This is a genomic window from Xanthomonas sp. A1809 (assembly GCF_017746015.1).
Classification (GTDB): Bacteria; Pseudomonadota; Gammaproteobacteria; order Xanthomonadales; family Xanthomonadaceae; genus Xanthomonas; species Xanthomonas euvesicatoria.
The window spans coordinates 1-16,251 of record NZ_JAGHWZ010000001.1 but is presented as its reverse complement, the minus strand read 5'-3'; the positions used below and the strand labels follow the sequence as shown (position 1 = coordinate 16,251).

General features: G+C 58.9%; 15 protein-coding genes. 9 read left to right on the top strand and 6 right to left on the bottom strand.

Annotated elements, in window-relative coordinates:
- Nucleotides 1-80: 80 nt before the first annotated feature.
- Nucleotides 81-1,529: an efflux transporter outer membrane subunit gene (locus J7396_RS00070; RefSeq protein WP_209260713.1), complete on the bottom strand. Its 1,449-nt coding sequence runs from the start codon at nt 1,527-1,529 to the stop codon at nt 81-83.
- A 107-nt stretch (nt 1,530-1,636) separates the two neighbouring features.
- Between J7396_RS00070 and J7396_RS00065 the strand changes: the two genes are divergently transcribed.
- The gene (locus J7396_RS00065; RefSeq protein WP_209260712.1) at nt 1,637-2,326 is read left to right on the top strand and encodes a response regulator; all 690 of its coding nucleotides are present in this window, start codon (nt 1,637-1,639) and stop codon (nt 2,324-2,326) included.
- A gap of 29 nt (nt 2,327-2,355) precedes the next feature.
- The gene (locus J7396_RS00060; protein ID WP_209260711.1) at nt 2,356-3,549 is read left to right on the top strand and encodes an ATP-binding protein; all 1,194 of its coding nucleotides are present in this window, start codon (nt 2,356-2,358) and stop codon (nt 3,547-3,549) included.
- Between the two features lie 126 nt (nt 3,550-3,675).
- Here the strand turns inward: J7396_RS00060 and J7396_RS00055 are convergent, their stop codons facing one another.
- Nucleotides 3,676-5,154, bottom strand: coding sequence for a SulP family inorganic anion transporter (locus J7396_RS00055; protein ID WP_209260710.1), 1,479 nt, complete (start codon nt 5,152-5,154; stop codon nt 3,676-3,678).
- Between the two features lie 372 nt (nt 5,155-5,526).
- Entirely contained in the window at nt 5,527-5,688 is a 162-nt protein-coding gene (locus J7396_RS22470; protein WP_244669461.1) for a hypothetical protein, read from the bottom strand.
- On the opposite strand from J7396_RS22470, the gene J7396_RS00050 reads away from it, so the two are divergent.
- The gene (locus J7396_RS00050) at nt 5,623-7,830 is read left to right on the top strand and encodes a methyl-accepting chemotaxis protein (protein WP_343237456.1); all 2,208 of its coding nucleotides are present in this window, start codon (nt 5,623-5,625) and stop codon (nt 7,828-7,830) included. The genes J7396_RS22470 and J7396_RS00050 overlap by 66 nt on opposite strands.
- 1,009 nt (nt 7,831-8,839) lie before the next feature.
- Here the strand turns inward: J7396_RS00050 and J7396_RS00045 are convergent.
- Nucleotides 8,840-9,403, bottom strand: a complete 564-nt coding sequence (locus tag J7396_RS00045; RefSeq protein ID WP_209260708.1) for a TetR/AcrR family transcriptional regulator — start codon at nt 9,401-9,403, stop codon at nt 8,840-8,842.
- A gap of 181 nt (nt 9,404-9,584) precedes the next feature.
- On the opposite strand from J7396_RS00045, the gene J7396_RS00040 reads away from it, so the two are divergent.
- The 5 genes from J7396_RS00040 to J7396_RS00020 all read left to right on the top strand — a co-directional run bounded on the left by J7396_RS00040 (nt 9,585) and on the right by J7396_RS00020 (nt 13,596).
- Nucleotides 9,585-9,731, top strand: coding sequence for a hypothetical protein (locus J7396_RS00040; RefSeq protein ID WP_209260707.1), 147 nt, complete (start codon nt 9,585-9,587; stop codon nt 9,729-9,731).
- Entirely contained in the window at nt 9,721-10,968 is a 1,248-nt protein-coding gene (locus tag J7396_RS00035) for a multidrug effflux MFS transporter (protein WP_209260706.1), read from the top strand. The genes J7396_RS00040 and J7396_RS00035 overlap by 11 nt, the downstream gene beginning before the upstream one ends.
- Nucleotides 10,969-11,008: 40 nt before the next feature.
- The gene (locus J7396_RS00030; RefSeq protein ID WP_209260705.1) at nt 11,009-11,722 is read left to right on the top strand and encodes an SDR family oxidoreductase; all 714 of its coding nucleotides are present in this window, start codon (nt 11,009-11,011) and stop codon (nt 11,720-11,722) included.
- A gap of 83 nt (nt 11,723-11,805) precedes the next feature.
- Nucleotides 11,806-12,735: an SDR family NAD(P)-dependent oxidoreductase gene (locus J7396_RS00025; protein ID WP_209260704.1), complete on the top strand. Its 930-nt coding sequence runs from the start codon at nt 11,806-11,808 to the stop codon at nt 12,733-12,735.
- A gap of 75 nt (nt 12,736-12,810) precedes the next feature.
- On the top strand, nt 12,811-13,596 hold the full coding sequence (locus J7396_RS00020) for an SDR family oxidoreductase (RefSeq protein ID WP_209260703.1): 786 nt from the start codon (nt 12,811-12,813) through the stop codon (nt 13,594-13,596).
- A 510-nt stretch (nt 13,597-14,106) separates the two neighbouring features.
- Here J7396_RS00020 and J7396_RS00015 read toward each other — a convergent pair.
- Nucleotides 14,107-14,961 carry a hypothetical protein gene (locus tag J7396_RS00015; protein ID WP_209260702.1) on the bottom strand — a complete coding sequence of 285 codons (855 nt, stop codon included), beginning with the start codon at nt 14,959-14,961 and terminating at the stop codon, nt 14,107-14,109.
- Nucleotides 14,958-15,314, bottom strand: coding sequence for a thioredoxin family protein (locus J7396_RS00010; RefSeq protein WP_209260701.1), 357 nt, complete (start codon nt 15,312-15,314; stop codon nt 14,958-14,960). The genes J7396_RS00015 and J7396_RS00010 overlap by 4 nt, the downstream gene beginning before the upstream one ends.
- Nucleotides 15,315-15,386: 72 nt before the next feature.
- Here J7396_RS00010 and J7396_RS00005 point away from each other — a divergent pair, with 72 nt between their 5' ends.
- Nucleotides 15,387-16,133 carry an Lrp/AsnC family transcriptional regulator gene (locus J7396_RS00005; protein ID WP_209260700.1) on the top strand — a complete coding sequence of 249 codons (747 nt, stop codon included), beginning with the start codon at nt 15,387-15,389 and terminating at the stop codon, nt 16,131-16,133.
- Nucleotides 16,134-16,251 lie beyond the last annotated feature (118 nt).

Sequence of the window (16,251 nt, the reverse complement as noted above, 5' to 3'; positions counted from 1 at the left end):
AGTCCTGCACGATGGTCTGAAGATGGGAAGGCATCGGCGCCTTCATGGCGTTGGAAGTGGATTTGGCGAAGTGGCACCGGTCACGACGACGCCGGGAGCCTGACTCCGTAGAACGCGCGAAAAACAGCGATGCGGTTGAGCGCAGCATCCCGATCAACGGACAGGGCATCCAGCGCTGTCCGGCCCAGTTGCACGCGCTCCTCAAGCAATCCGCCGCGGTCCTGCAGCCCCCGCTCGACACGCAATGCCATCCGCTCGATGCGGCGTTGTTCGCGCTGCAGCGATGCGTGGCTCCGGTCCCGCGCAATACCCAGGGTGGCGCGAGCGTCGAGTGCATCGGCGACTTCACGAAACGCCGATTCGATCGTCCGTTCGTATTCGACGATACCGGCCTGCTTGCGCACCTTGGCCAGGTCGAGATTGGAACGGTTGCGGCCGAAATCGAAGATCGGTAACGATAATTGCGGGGTGAACGACCACATGCGGCTTCCGCTGTCGAACAGGCCGCCGAGCGTGCTGCTTGCCGTACCCAGCCCGGTACTCAGGCGGATGGAGGGGAAGAACGCTGCCCGCGCTGCACCGATGTCAGCATTGCGCGCGCGCAGCTCGGCCTCGGCCTGCTGGACGTCTGGGCGTTGCAGCAACACATCCGAGTCCAGGTCGCGCAGGGCACCGTCGCTCTCGTCGCCGGGGGCCAGATCGGCCAATGCCCCTTCTATCTCGACGGTGGCAAAACCGGTCAACAGGTGCATCGCCCGCAATGCCGCCCGATGATCGTCGGCAGCCTGAAGCGTGCGTACACGTACCCGATCGGCCTCAGCCCGTTGGCGGTTGAGCTCGTCCTGGGACAGCATGCCCACGGCTTGCTGGCGCTGGGCGTAGGCCAGCAAGGCGGCGGTGTCGGCCTCGATCGTCTGCTGAATTGCCAATTCCCCGGCGGTGGCGCGCTCGAGCGTGTACGCGCGCAGCACTTCGGCGATCAGCGCCCCGCGTGCCGCCTCCTGACCATGTGTCGAAGCCATGTAGCGGGAACGCGCCGCATCTGAGAGGGATTTCAGCTTCCCGAAGAAATCCAGCTCGAAGTCACCGATTCCCACACTTGCCACTGACAGCTCCTGCTGGAAGCGCTGCTGCAGCTCAGGATCGTCGTAGATCTGGCGAACGCGCTGCGCATCCACGCCAACGGACGGTAGACGCGCCGAGCGCTCGATGCGGTACTGCGCGCGCGCTTGCTCCACCCGCAAGGTGGCCATACGGTAATCGGCGTTGTGTGCCAGGGCGGCGCTGACCAAAGGCGCCAGCGCTGTGCGGGGCGCGAACGCCCTCAGGAATGCCAGTTCGTGCGCCTTAAGCTCCTGAATCTGCCCGACGGATGCTGCTGCAGGCGCCTGCGAGTCGGCGAAGTTGGCTGGTAACGCGACCGCCGGGCGATGGTAGGCAGGGGCGAGGGAGCACCCTCCCAGCAACAAGGCGAGCACCAGCACCAAGGTAGCCTGTCGTAGAGGGTTGCCTGCAATCTGTGGAATCATGGGATATGCCTGTGGATCGACCGAGGCATAGCATCGAGGCCGAGATTCAAGGTTGCCTCGGGACTTCATCAAGATTTCATCAAGACAACAAAAACACTGGAGGACGCATGGCATCCAAGAAGGTCCTGGTCGTCGAGGACGATGGTGATAGCGCCAGCGTCCTCGAGGCGTACCTGCTCAGAGAAGGCTTTGACGTTGCGATTGCCTCGGACGGTATGCGCGCAGTGCAATTGCATGCGCAGTGGAAGCCGGACCTCGTCCTGTTGGACATGATGCTGCCCTCGTTGAGCGGCATCGAGGTGTTGTCGGCGATCCGCCGCGTGGGCAGCACCCCGGTCATCATGGTGACCGCGATCGGTGACGAGCCGGAAAAGCTTGGCGCATTGCGCTACGGTGCCGACGATTACGTGGTCAAGCCTTACAGCCCCAAGGAAGTCGTAGCGCGGGTCTTTGCCGTCCTGCGCCGCAGTACGACCACGCGCAGCAATGAGGAAGCGCTGCGTTATGAACGCCTGCGCGTGGACCCAACCAGCTTTGCGGCGCACATCGAGTCCGAAGATGGCACCCTGGTGCCGCTGGAGCTGACTCGCACCGAGTTCACGCTCTTGATGACCCTGTTGAGGACCCCATCCAAGGCCTTCACCCGTAGCGAGTTACTGGAGGCCTGTCTGCCCGATAGCGATGCGCTGGAGCGGGTTCTGGACACCCACGTGCTCAACCTGCGACGCAAGCTCGATCAACACGGCATCACCGGCGTGCTGGTGACAGTCCGCTCCGTCGGATATCGGTTCAAGTGAGAATGGTGCGGAAGCTACGCAGATGGCTCATGGCACACCGCAACGCGCCGCTTTCGTTGTGGATCGGGATGCGAATCAGCGGCTTGGCGATCACCACGGTCTGCTTGATCGCGTTCAGCATGTGGGCATACTTCGATATTCGGGACTACCTGATCCTGCGCGATGTTCCGGCAGACGTCCAGGCTGAAATCGAGTTGTTGCGGGCGCAACCCGACGTGAACGAAGCGCGCTTGTGGCAACTAATGGAGCATTACTACGACATCCGTATGTTGCTTCCGGGGATTGGCAATCCGGACTGGGCTGTGTTGAGCAGCATGGTGGTGGTGGTCATTCCACTGATCCTGCTCTGTGGCTTATTGATTGCCCGACCGCTTTCACGACAGCTGCTGCATGTCGCACGCGTCGCACATCGGGTCAGCGAGGGTCAGTTCGGCGGGAGCGTTCCCGTGGTGGATGGCGCCCCCGGGGAACTCACCGGACTTGCGGTTGACTTCAATGCAATGAGCGCCAAGCTTCAGCAGTATGAGCGCGAATTGCGCGAATCCAGTGCCATGCTTGCGCATGAGTTGCGTACCCCGCTCACGGCGGCGATGGGGCGTGTACAGGGGATGTTGGACGAGGTATTCCCACGCGCACCGGAGCAGTTGGCACTGGTGCATGCACAGCTGGAACAGATCAACCGGCTGGTGAGCGAGCTACATCTGGTTTCGCTCGCGCGTGCCGGGCAGTTGGTCCTGGAGATAGATAACTTCTCTTTGACCGACTTGATCAACGAGCGGCTGGAATGGGCCACTCCTGCACTGAGCAAGGCAGGCATGGTCATCAGCTGCAACATTCCACCCGATCTGAATATGCCAGGCGATCGCGCTCGGCTGGGTCAGGTGGTATCGATCCTGATCGACAATGCCATCCGCTACGGTAGCTCGGGTCAAGTGCTGGAGCTGTCTGTCGCGGCCGAGCCCGAGCTTTACCATATTCTTGTCGGCGACAGAGGTCCCGGCGTGGATCCTGACCAGCTTCCGCGCTTGATGGATCGCTTCTGGCGCGCAGAACACTCACGCGCGCGACAGTCCGGTGGAAGTGGACTGGGGCTGGCGATCGCTTCGGCGATCTGCCAGACCCACGGTGGGCAGCTGAGCTTCAGCAACCGGGATGGAGGCGGAATGCTTGCCGCCATCCAGTTGCCTCGCAAGGTGGTATCTCCCCGGTCCGGCGGCCGGTAACCGAGCCGGGGTGGCCGCCACTCCAGCGCACTACCTGACAGGCTGCCGCAGGCACGCCGCGATGCTCGCAGACATGGGAATGCACCCAGCATCACCATGTCACTGGCACGCCGGCGTCCGTTGGCCTCAATGGCCAAGCGACAGCGTCGCACCTTCCCGGCGATGGGTTCCCAGCCGCTCGATGAGCGTGTCGCTGGCCTCGTTCAAGCCGATGACATCGACTTGCACCCCATGCGATCGCAGTTTCAGCACCACGCGATCGAGTGCTCCCACCGCGCTGATGTCCCAGAAGTGGGCATGCGTGAGATCGACGGTCACTTTCTTCGGACTGTTCAGGAAATCAAAGCTGGACGCAAATTGTCCGGCAGAGGCGAAGAACACCTGGCCACGCACCTCGTACACGCGCGTGTCCGAATCCACATCCCGCTCCAGGACATACAACATGCGCCCCACCTTACGAGCAAAAAACAGGGCAGACAGCAGCACGCCCGCCAGCACACCCCTGGCCAGGTCGTGTGTCAGCACAGTGACGACCACCGTCCCGATCATCACCACCGACGAGCTCTTGGGGTGAGTCCTCAGGTCGCCAAACGACCTCCAATTGAAAGTGCCGATGCTGACCATGATCATCACCGCCACCAGTGCGGCCATCGGAATCTGGCTAACCCATGGCGCGCCGTAGACCACCATCAGCAGCAGCACCACACCCGACACCAGGCACGACAGGCGTCCGCGCCCACCTGAACTTACGTTGATCACCGACTGGCCGATCATCGCGCACCCTGCCATGCCGCCAAAACACCCCGCAATCATGTTGGCCACGCCCTGGCCGATGCATTCGCGATTGCGTTGCGAAGGCGTGTCGGTCATGTCTTCCACGATCTGCGCCGTCATCAGCGACTCCAGTACGCCCACCATCGCCAGCGTCGCCGAAACCGGAAACAGAATGCGGAAGGTGTCCGAAGTCAAAGGAACATCGGGCAGAAAGAATGTCGGCAGGCTATCGGGCAACCTGCCCATGTCGCCGACAGTACGGATGTCGATACCCCAAAACATGCATGCGGCCGTCATCGCCACGATCGCCACCAAAGGCGAGGGAATCGTCCTGGTAAACAGCGGCAGCAAATAGATGATGGCCAGGGCAAACGCACAGACGGCATAGACCTGCCAAGGCATGCCGACCAACTCGGGCAACTGGGCCAGGAAAATCAGGATTGCCAGCGCGTTGACGAAGCCGGTAATGACCGAACGCGACACAAAACGCATGAGTGAGCCAAGTCGCAAGGCGCCTGCGCCGACCTGCAGCATACCGGCGAGAACCGTGGCTGCCAGCAGATACTGCAGCCCGTGGTCCTTTACCAGATCTACCATCAACAGCGCCATGGCGCCGGTTGCCGCAGAGATCATGCCCGGGCGACCACCTGCGATAGACGTCACTACGGCTATACAGAAGGCAGCATAGAGCCCGACCTTCGGATCGACACCAGCAATGATCGAGAACGCGATCGCCTCTGGGATGAGCGCAAGCGCAACGACAATACCGGCAAGTACATCGCCACGCACATTGCCGAGCCATTGCTGGCGCAGCGGATAAACATTAGACATGAGAACGACCTCCACGCGCGAGGCGCGCGCTGAATTCAACAGACAGCATCCCGTTACCAGGTAGGTCTACCTGGTTCAACTCTCAATGGAGTTTCAGGGGGGAGTCATCACTGTCCGAGATTCGAGTCGTTGCTAAGGTCTGCCATTGTACCCACGGTTGGTGTCGAGAGGAAATCGGTAAAGGATGCTTCGTGCATCTCAAGCCGGTCACGGATGTCGATCAGGACAAATCGGTGGTGGAGTGCCTGCGCATGGAACGGCTCGCAATGCAGCGTTGAAAGATGGCTACCCTGACGCGCTAGTTCACGCGCCTTCTTGCATTGGAATGAACACAGAAATCGCTAGTTTCTTAATTTCTGAAGGATGAGGCCGCTAAGCATCCGTGCGCTTTTGCACGGCATCAAGAGTTATGAGATGGATTTTCTTCAAAGGCATAGCGTTGGCAAGCGTCTGACTGTCGCTTTCGGCATCCTGATTCTTCTTTCCGCCATGCTTGTTGCAGCGGGCCTGTGGACGATGTCCAATTCCAAGCATCAGCTGGACTCCATTGTCCAAGACAGAATGGCAAAGATCCAAGTTGCCAATGGAATGCTGGATGCCAATTCTTCAATCCTCGTCGCCCTCGGCACGTATGCGATGACCACCAGTGATGAGCTCAACAAAGAGGCCGCTGGAACCATCCACAGCGAACGTGACCGCTACTCACAACTACGCGAGCAGCTAACGGCCTTGGATAGCAAGTCTCTCTCCGAAGGTGGCCGTCAAGTTCGAGTCACTCTAGACAGCCAGCGCGCGATTGCTCGCCAGCTGAGTGATCAAGTCATCGCCCTTTGCGTCGCAGAAGACTACCCGGGGGCACAAACCCTGCTGAGCGAGAAGGCACGCCCAGCCATTCTCAGCTGGCAAAAAACACTTCGAGAGCTGGTAAAGCGTCAAAACCAAAGTGCCCAGCAGGCTTATGAAGAAGCGCTTACCGCAATCGCTGGAGGGCGAGCCATGCTGATCGCGGGCGGTGCGATCGTTGTCATCGTCAGCGCAGTACTGGGCTGGATCATTACGCGCAGCCTCACCACGCCACTGGCCCGTGCAACCAAGGTTGCCAACGCCATCGCTCAAGGAGATTTGAGTAGCGATGCTCGGACCAAGGCACTGGATGAACCAGGTCGCTTGCTGCAGGCCATGCAACTCATGCAAACGCAAATCCGCAGCCTGATGTCGGCCCAGTCAGACATGGCCAAGCGCCACGACGAAGGCCAGATAAGCTTTCTGATGGATGCCAGCGCACTTCCTGGCGACTACGGCCGCATGGCCAAGGACACCAACGCTCTGGTTGCTTCCCATCTGAGCGTGCAGTCGAACCTCGCACGCATCATGGGCTGCTACGCCATCGGCGATTTGAGTGAAGACATGGAGCAACTGCCGGGCGAGAAAGCCGTACTGACGCAGACCATGGACGAGGTCAAGGCCAACCTGTCCGCCATGAATCTGGAAATCAAGCAGTTGGCACAAGCCGCTGCCGACGGCAACTTTGGTGCACGCGGCGATGCAGCGCAGTTCCAGTTCGATTTCCGCGTCATGGTCGAGAGCCTCAACCAGTTGATGGCCACCGCCGATGGCAGCCTGCAGTCGCTGTCGGGCATCCTGCGGGCGATTGCGGCGGGCGACCTGACCGCGCGCATGGACGGCGAGTTCAAGGGCGTGTTCGCACAGATGCGCGACGACGCCAACGCCACCGCGACCCAGTTGTCCGGCATCGTCGGGCACATCCAGCACTCGGCCACCTCGATCAACGCTGCCGCCAGCGAGATCGCCGCCGGCAATCAGGACCTGTCGCAGCGCACCGAGCAGCAGGCCGCCAACCTGGAGGAAACCGCTGCCTCGATGGAAGAACTCACCTCCACCGTGCGCCAGAACGCCGAAAGCGCACGCCAGGCCAACCAACTCGCCATCGGCGCCGCCAGTGTGGCCTCGCAGGGTGGCGAGGTGGTCAGCAAGGTGGTCGACACCATGAGCGGCATCGAGGCCTCGTCCAAGCGCATTGCCGACATCATCAGCGTCATCGACGGCATCGCGTTCCAGACCAACATCCTGGCCCTGAACGCAGCAGTGGAAGCGGCGCGTGCCGGCGACCAGGGCCGCGGCTTTGCGGTGGTCGCCTCCGAGGTGCGCACCCTGGCACAGCGTTCGTCGGCAGCGGCCAAGGAGATCAAGAGCCTGATCGACGACTCGGTGCAGCGGGTGGCCGACGGTTCGCAGCTGGTGGACCAGGCCGGCAAGACCATGGCCGAGATCGTCGCCAGCGTGCAGCGTGTCACCAACATCATGGGCGAGATCTCTGCCGCCTCGCAGGAACAGTCGGCCGGCATCGAGCAGGTCAACCAGACCGTCACCCACATGGACGAAGCCACCCAGCAGAACGCCGCGCTGGTGGAAGAAGCCACCGCCGCCGCCCGCGCGATGGAAGAACAGGCCCAGCAACTCACCGAGGCGGTGGCCGTGTTCAAGATCGTCGAGCAGAGCTCGCTGGCGCGCAAGCTCTCAGCCATCGCCAGGGCACCGGCCAATGCACGCATCGCAGCAGGTGCCACGACGCGTAGCGGTGCTAACTCCCAGCCGCGCTTTTCCGCAAGTGCTACGCAACCGACGGCCGGTGGCAGTGACTGGCAGGAGTTCTAAGGACCCACAGCGTCTTCAATATATACACGATTCGAGAGCCGTTTGATCTGCTAACCGCAGATCTTTAGGGTCGCTTCCTTGAGGGGAGCGGCCCTTTTTTTGGTGCGCCGGTCTTGCGGCGGTCACGACGACGACCGCGCAGTACACACAGACGCGGGCGCGGACATGCTTGTCGGCGAGAGGCTTCTTCTCGACTGTGGCAAAGACCTCCGAACGATCTTCTGGCGCGTTAGGTAATGTCATTACATCTGTCGACCTTGGCGCGCAACGCGTCTTAGTGCGAGGCCTGGATGACTACCTTCCTTAGGTTTTTACTTGAAGCTTGGGCGCCGGATAGGGCGCAAGTAATCGCTTTTCCGTTACCTCGATGATCCAGCGATGCTGGACATCAAAGACCGAGGCTTCTTCCATCCAGTACATTACATGCCTCATCGAGGGTCGTTTGCCAGAGCGTAGCGTTGGAGGCGTCTGCTTCGCCCCTAAGATCAAACGGTTGCGAGGTCTATCGTGATGCATGCCTTACCGTTGCATTGAGCATGCAAGAGCACAGCGTCACTGTCGACACGCGATGCGTTGTATCAGATCAGGCTTGCGGTCGCCATCGCAGCAATGATCATGATGGCGGCTCCGCGCACGTCAAGCTAGGGGTGCCACGCACCTCGCCTTGCACTAGGCGCTAGAACCTGGCGTAGGAGGCGTTATTTTCGAACAACGCAAACACCAGCGACAAGTATCGGAAAATACGCACGTGACCTGATGGACCGCGTGCCGTTGCAACGGCACCGAGAGGGGATTACGCGGATTGAGCCAGTAGAAGTAGAGATCTTCCTGGTCGATATTGAAGATGGTCAATTCGAACGCGCTACACGTGTTGCTGTCGTTACGTCTTGAATCGGCAGTTTGGATCACCGCCTAACTCTCGCCTTCCATCGTGTGCGAGACGGAGTGGACAATACGCCCATCGGCCAACAACTTTGAAAAAATAATCACCCATGCAGTCGCACCGGCACTACTGCCGCGACAGCTCGTTGCGAGTCGCCATCAGAATCTTGTCTGATAGATCAGGATCGTCGACTGCGCGAGCGAGCACCATGGCGCCAACAATTGCGGACATGAAGCAGATCGCTTGCTCCTCCTTTGAGCGACCCCGCCGCCACGGTAAGTTGGCACTGAACGATGCAATCATTTTCGTCACGCGTCGAGTGAACGTCTGACGCATGCCTTGCTCACGGGCGACCTCAATGGCAAGCGTTGGCATGGCGCATCCATTCTCGGGATGATCGCGATGACGCTTACTCAGGTAATGATCGAGAAAAGCTACCTTCGGCGTTTCACTTGAGGCCACTGTTTCTCCCAGCTCACGGTTCAACTGGTCCATGGCATGGTCAATGCTCGCACACGCCAGCGCCTCTTTTGACTCGAAGTGCGCGTAGAACGCGCCGTGCGTCAGACCTGATGCCTTCATGACCTCAGCGATGCTTGCGCCGGCAATGCCCTTGGCGCGGAACAGTCGGGAAGCCTCATCCAGAACCCGTTCGTGGCGTTCTGCCGTTTGACTGGCGGGGTATCTCATTCAGTAGACCTCGAATCGTAGTCCTTGGCAGCAACAATGGCTTGACGCTTTTCATGATGGCCATCATACTTAAATTCAAGTATGACAACCATCATGATTACTTCCAGAGGCTCTTGGCAGCGATCTCTTCACGCCACTGAGCACTAGCAACAATAAGCGTAAGCGACCTAGGCATGAATCCATGACAGCCCCCCTTGTACTGACGCAATTGCAAACGGTGGGCGTCACGCGCGCGCCCGTCGCCAACGATGGCTACCGCCCGTATGGAGGCACGCGCGTGGATGTTCTTGGGCCACACCTGACGCAGGAGGACTGGCATGGCGCCTAAGAACGACGCAGCGATTGTCGATACTTCATCGCAGCCCAATAGGCAACCACTGACCGGCAATATCGTCGCGTTGCTTGCTGGACTGGCGGCTATCGGCATGCTGTCCACAAATATCATCCTCCCTGCCTTTCCGGATATCGGCCGGGAACTGGGGGTAAGTACGCGCGAACTTGGGTTGACGCTGTCGAGCTTCTTCATGACCTTCGCTCTGGGCCAGTTGGTCGTCGGCCCTCTGGCAGACCGCTATGGGCGAAAGAAACTAGTGCTGGGCGGACTGGCTGTGTTTTTCGCTGGAACACTTGTAGGAGGACTGGCGACCTCATTGGACGCACTTATCCTTGCGCGTGTCACCCAGGCACTGGGTGTGTGTGCGGCATCTGTGCTCTCCCGCGCCATCGCACGTGACCTGTTCGAGGGCGAGACACTGGCACGTGCACTCTCGCTTACCATGATCGCTACTGCTGCAGCACCGGGCTTTTCTCCCCTGGCAGGCAGCATCCTGTCAGTCACCGTCGGCTGGCGCGTAACCTTCATTCTGGTTGGCGTCGCTGCGGTCATGCTTGCCATCTTCTATGTCAAGGATCTGGGTGAGACCCTCCCGGCCAACCGCCGCACACCGCACTCTACCCGCCAGGTAGTTGTTGCCTACGGCAGGCTTGCGAATGACAAGCGCTTCATCCTGCCGGCCCTGGCGATGAGCTTATTGATGAGTGGACTGTTTGCTTCGTTCGCAGCAGCTCCAGCCATCCTGATGAACGAGATCGGCTTGTCATCGCTGCAGACTGGCGTGTACTTCGCGACGACCGTGTTCGTCGTGTTCGGCGCAGGCATGGCTGCCCCACGTCTGGCCCATCTCCATGGTGCAGCGCCCGTTGCCACATTCGGCATCGCTTGTGCCATGGGAGGGGGCGCGTTGCTGGCACTGGGACCCGCGCATCCCAGTCTGTGGTGGTATGCCCTGTCGATGGTGACTTTCCTGTGCGGCATGGGGCTGGCCAATCCGTTGGGCACCGCAATTGCCATGGGGCCGTTTGGTCGGGAAGCCGGATTGGCTTCGGCACTGCTGGGATTTCTCACCATGAGCTCGGCCGCGCTGACAACTTGGTTGGGCTCTGTCCTGAGCGCTACGCCTGTCGCCGCACTGGGTGGCATTCAGTTCGTGGCCTGCTTGGTTGCGCTGACCCTGTTCCTACTTCCGCGCGCTTCTGCTCACTCGACACCTCAGTTACGCAGATGAAATCGCGCATCAATTTTTCAACAGACGAAGGTCGATCGACATGCAAATCAAAGACAGCATCGCACTGGTCACAGGTGCAAACCGCGGGCTGGGCAAGGCGTTCGTCCAGGCGCTTCTGGCCGCAGGCGCAGCCAAGGTGTACGCCGCAGCACGCGACCCTTCCACGATCGAAACCCTGCCGAATGTGGTGCCGCTCAAGTTCGACGTCACGCATCCGGAAGACATTGCTGCAGCCGTTCAACGTGCGCCTGACCTCACACTGCTGATCAATAATGCAGGCATCAGTGGCCTGAGCGATCAAGCGCAGGACAGCATCAGCCTGGATACCCTCCGCCTTGAGTTCGAGACCAATGCTGCCGGTCCGTTGGCTACCAGTTTGGCGTTCGCACCACTCCTCGCCGCCAACGGTGGTGGGGCCATCGTCAACATGCACTCGGCCCTGAGCTGGATTAACCTCCCGAACACCGTAACGTACTCGGCAAGCAAGGCGGCAGCATGGTCACTGACCAATGGCTTGCGCCTGCGGCTGGCCGCGCAGGGAACGCTGGTGGTGGGCGTCCATGTCGCGTTCTTAGACACTGAAATGACGCGTGGCATCGAGGGCGTGCACAAATCCGACCCCCACCAAGTGGCCCAGCGCGTTCTCGAGGGCGTGATCAACGATCAGCCCGAGGTACTGGCCGATGAGACCAGCCAACAAATCAAGCAGAACCTGAGTAACGGCATCTATCTGCGGCCGATTACGCAGGGCTAAAACGTTGACGGTCGGCTCACGGCAGCCCCCACGCCCTAGGGCAACCGAATATGCCGCTGCCGGTACTGATGGAGTGAAGGCTCATGACCAAAAGCGATGATCGTCCGGTACTGGTAACCGGGGCAGCAGGAGCTGTCGGCGGTATCGGACGCACAGTGACCGAGACACTGCTTGCCAAGGGGCTGAAGGTCCGTGCCTTGGTTCGACGCGAAGACGCGCGCTCTGCTGCTTTACGTCAGCTCGGCGCTGAGGTTGTGGTCGGCGACCTGACAAGCCTTGAATCAATGCATCGTGCCGTAAAGGGCGTTGCTCGAATCTACTTTGGCATGTCGGTGTCACCTGCGTATCTGGAAGCCACCGTCAATACAGCTGCGGTAGCGCGACATCATTGCGTCGAGGCCTTTGTGAACATGTCACAGATGACGATTTCACAGATGAGCATCACTGAGACAACCGACAGCCCTCAGCACAAGCTGCACTGGCTAGCCGAGCAAGCGCTCGCGTGGTCTGGTCTGCCTGTGGTGACTCTGCGACCCACCGTATTCATGGAGGGATTCTTTCTGCGTTTTGCTGCCGCCCAAGTTCGGGACAACAACACGTTGCTATTGCCATTAGGTCACAGCAGAACCTCACCCATCTGTGCGGCCGACGTCGCTGACGCGGTGTCGGCTATCTTGGTGGACCCTGCACCGCATGTCGGCAAGATCTACAACCTCACCGGCCCACAGTCCACTGACCTGGAGAATTACGCACGGATATTCTCTGAAGCGCTAGGCCGCAAGATCATCTATCGGGACATCCCGGTGAGCGCTTGGGCCAATACATTGCATGAAGCCGGTGTTCCCGCGCACGTCGTCCACCATCTCTCGGTTATGGCACAACTGCACCAGCAGGGGCGGTACGACCGTGAGACAGACGACCTGTCCGCCCTGACAGCTAAGCCCGCAACAACCATGGCTGAGTTCGTTCGTCGACACGCAGCAGAGTACGCGTCACATGAAGCCAACTTATGATCCCGCCCCGCCCCCCCCCTCAATTCAGCATGCGCCCCTCTTACCCAGCCCTCACCAAACGCAGCGGAGCATCATATGACTGGCAACACTAAATCCTGGGTGCTCGTGACCGGCGCATCAAGCGGGTTCGGCGTCGAGTTTGCTAGGCAATATGCGGAGCAGGGCCGATCACTGATCCTGGCAGCGCGTACGTTGAGTAAGCTTGAATCTCTCGCGACTGAGTTGCGCCAGAGCTTCAACGTAGATGTAATTGTGGAGCAGGTGGACCTTTCGTTTATTGAAGCAGTGACTGCCCTGCATCAGCGTCTGCGCGAACGTGGCATCGTAGTTGATGTCTTGATCAACAATGCAGGCCACGGACTGCAAGGTCCATTCCTCGACGAGGCGCTCGACCACTCGCTGGCCATGATCGATCTGGACATCCGCAGTCTTACTGCCATGACCCGACTCTTCGGCGAAGACATGCGCGCAAGAAAAAAAGGAAGCATCTTGATGGTCGCCAGCTTGCTCGCCTACCAGGGGGTCAAGGATTTCGCCGTGTACTCTGCCGCCAAAGCCTATGTATTGAAGTTCTCGGATGCCCTCCATCGGGAGCTCAAGAAAGACGGCGTCATCGTCACCGCGCTTTGCCCGGGCATGTCAGATACAGGGTTTGCAGCGGGCGCCAAACAGAAGCTCACACCGACCTTGAAAATGATCATGATGCAGCCAAAACCTGTCGTACAGGCCGGCATCGCAGCGCTACAGGCAGGTCGCATGAGCGTCGTGCCGGGGTTTGGCAATAAGGCGATGACAGCCCTGACGTGGGCGACTCCGCGCTGGCTGCACCAGTCCATCATGGCAGCTGTAATGGGAGTATAGAGACCAAGTAACTAGGCTCATTGCCGTAGCTCTTAGAAGCTAGCGATGGTCTCGAATGCGCTTCACCGGCACGCCTACTTGCGCCAAGTGCCAGGGGCTTGGTCGGTCGTTCAAAGGCGAAGTTGTCTCCCCCGGCAAGCGGATCAATAAACCTGAAACATCGCGCAATGAACATAAAGAGCAAGATCTGCCGTAGCAGACCGAAACCAACTAGTTCCGCGCGGCCGAAAGCAGACGCCCTGATCCCGAAACAGACCACCGCAGCGTCGGCCCTCGAAGATACGACGCTGGTGGTTGCCTCTGCGGGCTCGGAAAGAAGCGTATCGCCGCCAAGGTAGGACTTGCGCTCAACAAAACCAATAGTGGAGACCTCCGCCCGCACGGGCTTGAGAAACAGGCGGGGAGAGGAAGGAAGCGCCCTTCGTACAGTCCTCTCCCATTTGCAGGGCAAGGATCTTTTTCTTTCCGATGGGCACTCGATGATTGGCTCCGCTTCGCTCACTTCGAAGATTACAGAAGTAAAGAAAATTGCTTATCGACTAAGGCACGCATGAATTCGGCAGCGTCTTGCGCGGTCTCGTGCCTCAATGCGCTAGCATCGTTCAAGCGCTTCCAAACATCTGGATATCGATCACTGAGAACACCATCTACGAGCGAGAACGCCTCATCCTTGCTTTTTCCAGCCCCTTTAAGCTCATCAATCAGAGCGCGGAATATTTCCCAATCTGAGCTATCCGGTTGCCGTAGCCCACGATTACGAGTTGCAATCGCAGCAAGAGCAGCGGCCTCGTCATTCAGCAGGTCACGCATCAATTCCGGCGCAGACGCCACCGGCCATCCCGCAGTTCCCAGAAAAGAGAGCGCCTTAGCGTCGTGCTCGTCCAGGCCGCTTAACAAGGCACTCGCCTTGCGTCTCACCGCTCGCCACTCGCTCTGACTAGGCGGATCACACGAGGCGGCCAGCTGGTGCAATCGAACCAACGTAGCGTGCACTTCGCTTGCGCCCTCGCTTCCCATCACGCGCCGCTGCAGAGCACTTGTTTCAAGATAATCCACGACGATACGCTCGGCAGCAAGGTCGTCCATCACGCCTACCCGTGGCTCTAGCCAATTGAAGGCAGCCTGCGTTGCCACAGATGGAGGGAGGCTCTGAATAATCGGCGTCATGACCAAGACAATCGATAGCGGAATTTTGGTGAAATCTGCGAACGAGATCTCGTCCTCCGAACCAACAACGCAAGACACCATGCCGCGATAGCCATCTCGATTTGCAGGGTCGCTCGGGGCTGGAAAGAAATCGCCGTTGGCTACAGCGGTCGTAAACCGCTGCAAAAGCAGCACAGCGGTTTCGTTTTTTCCAGTCACTGGTCAGCCCCAATAGCTGCTTCAATAAATTCAGCTAACCTCGTCCGCGTTTGCAAACCGGACAGTTGCTGGGTGATCTTTCCATCTTTGACCACTACAAAAGCCGGCACGCCTCGCACTCCGTGAGCCTCGGCGATGTGCGGACTGTCGTCGATGTCCACCGAAACGAACTTCATTTCGTCAGCGTACTCCTTGGCAAGGCTTTCTATCACCGGCGCAACGGATTTGCACGGAGCGCACCAATCCGCTGAAAACTTCAGCAGCACCGGCAACTCCGATTTCATAACATCTTGAGCAAAGTCTAAATCGGCTGCTTTTACGAAAGTCATTAAATAGCCCTTATAAGAATTCATTGACGCCATTGAAGAACCGGCTAACGCCCGTATGACGTGTACCAGTATTCGAAGCACGGACTTGGACGGCCATTGCAAGACACGTTATGGCGCGCCCCGGGGCCGAACAACGAAGACAAGCTCCCCAATCCTGTCCAAGGCCGCCAGTCGACTCATCAGCTGCTTCCAACACTCAATCGCATATTGGCATCCAATATAGACAGTTACACAGGAATTTTGCATGCGTTTTTTGCACTGATTTCAGAAAAAATGCTCGATAGTTGCGCGCAAGCGGGCACATCCGCAATTCAGATGCAGCGATGTAGAATGTGTGCGTCCTCTCTTTCCAATCCAGCGACCATGCTCACAAGCCGCGACCTAGCAATTCTTAACATCATGCAACTAGACAGCGATACTCCGCTGACCGAGTTGGGAGAGGCTGTCCATCTTTCTCCGTCTGCTTGTTCCCGCCGCTTAACCCAGCTGCGAGAAGCGGGGTATATCAGAGGCAACGTAGCGGTACTTGATCGGCTCAAACTCGGGCTACCGACAACAATTTTCGTCATGATCGGAACAAGTCAGCACAACGACGAATGGACCGCAAAATTCCATTCCGCGTTGACGGAAATACCGGAAATCGTCGATGCATATCGATTAACGGGAAACGTGGACTATATCCTTAAAATTGTGTTGCCTGCAGTGGAGGATTACGATCGGGTTTATAAGTCGCTAATTCGGAAAGTTGACATGACCCGAGTAAGCGCATACATCTCAATGGAGACGGTGAAGTCTTCACAGACGCTGCCATTGGTCGCCATCAAGACGAATGGCGACAGGTAGCTACTGCATCGCTATATCTACTGAGAAAGAATAATAGAGTTGGAATGAAATGCTTCGAGGGCTTCACGGTGGGCGATGCTAATGACAAGTGCGCCTGGCAGCTTCTCGTCGAGAAGTG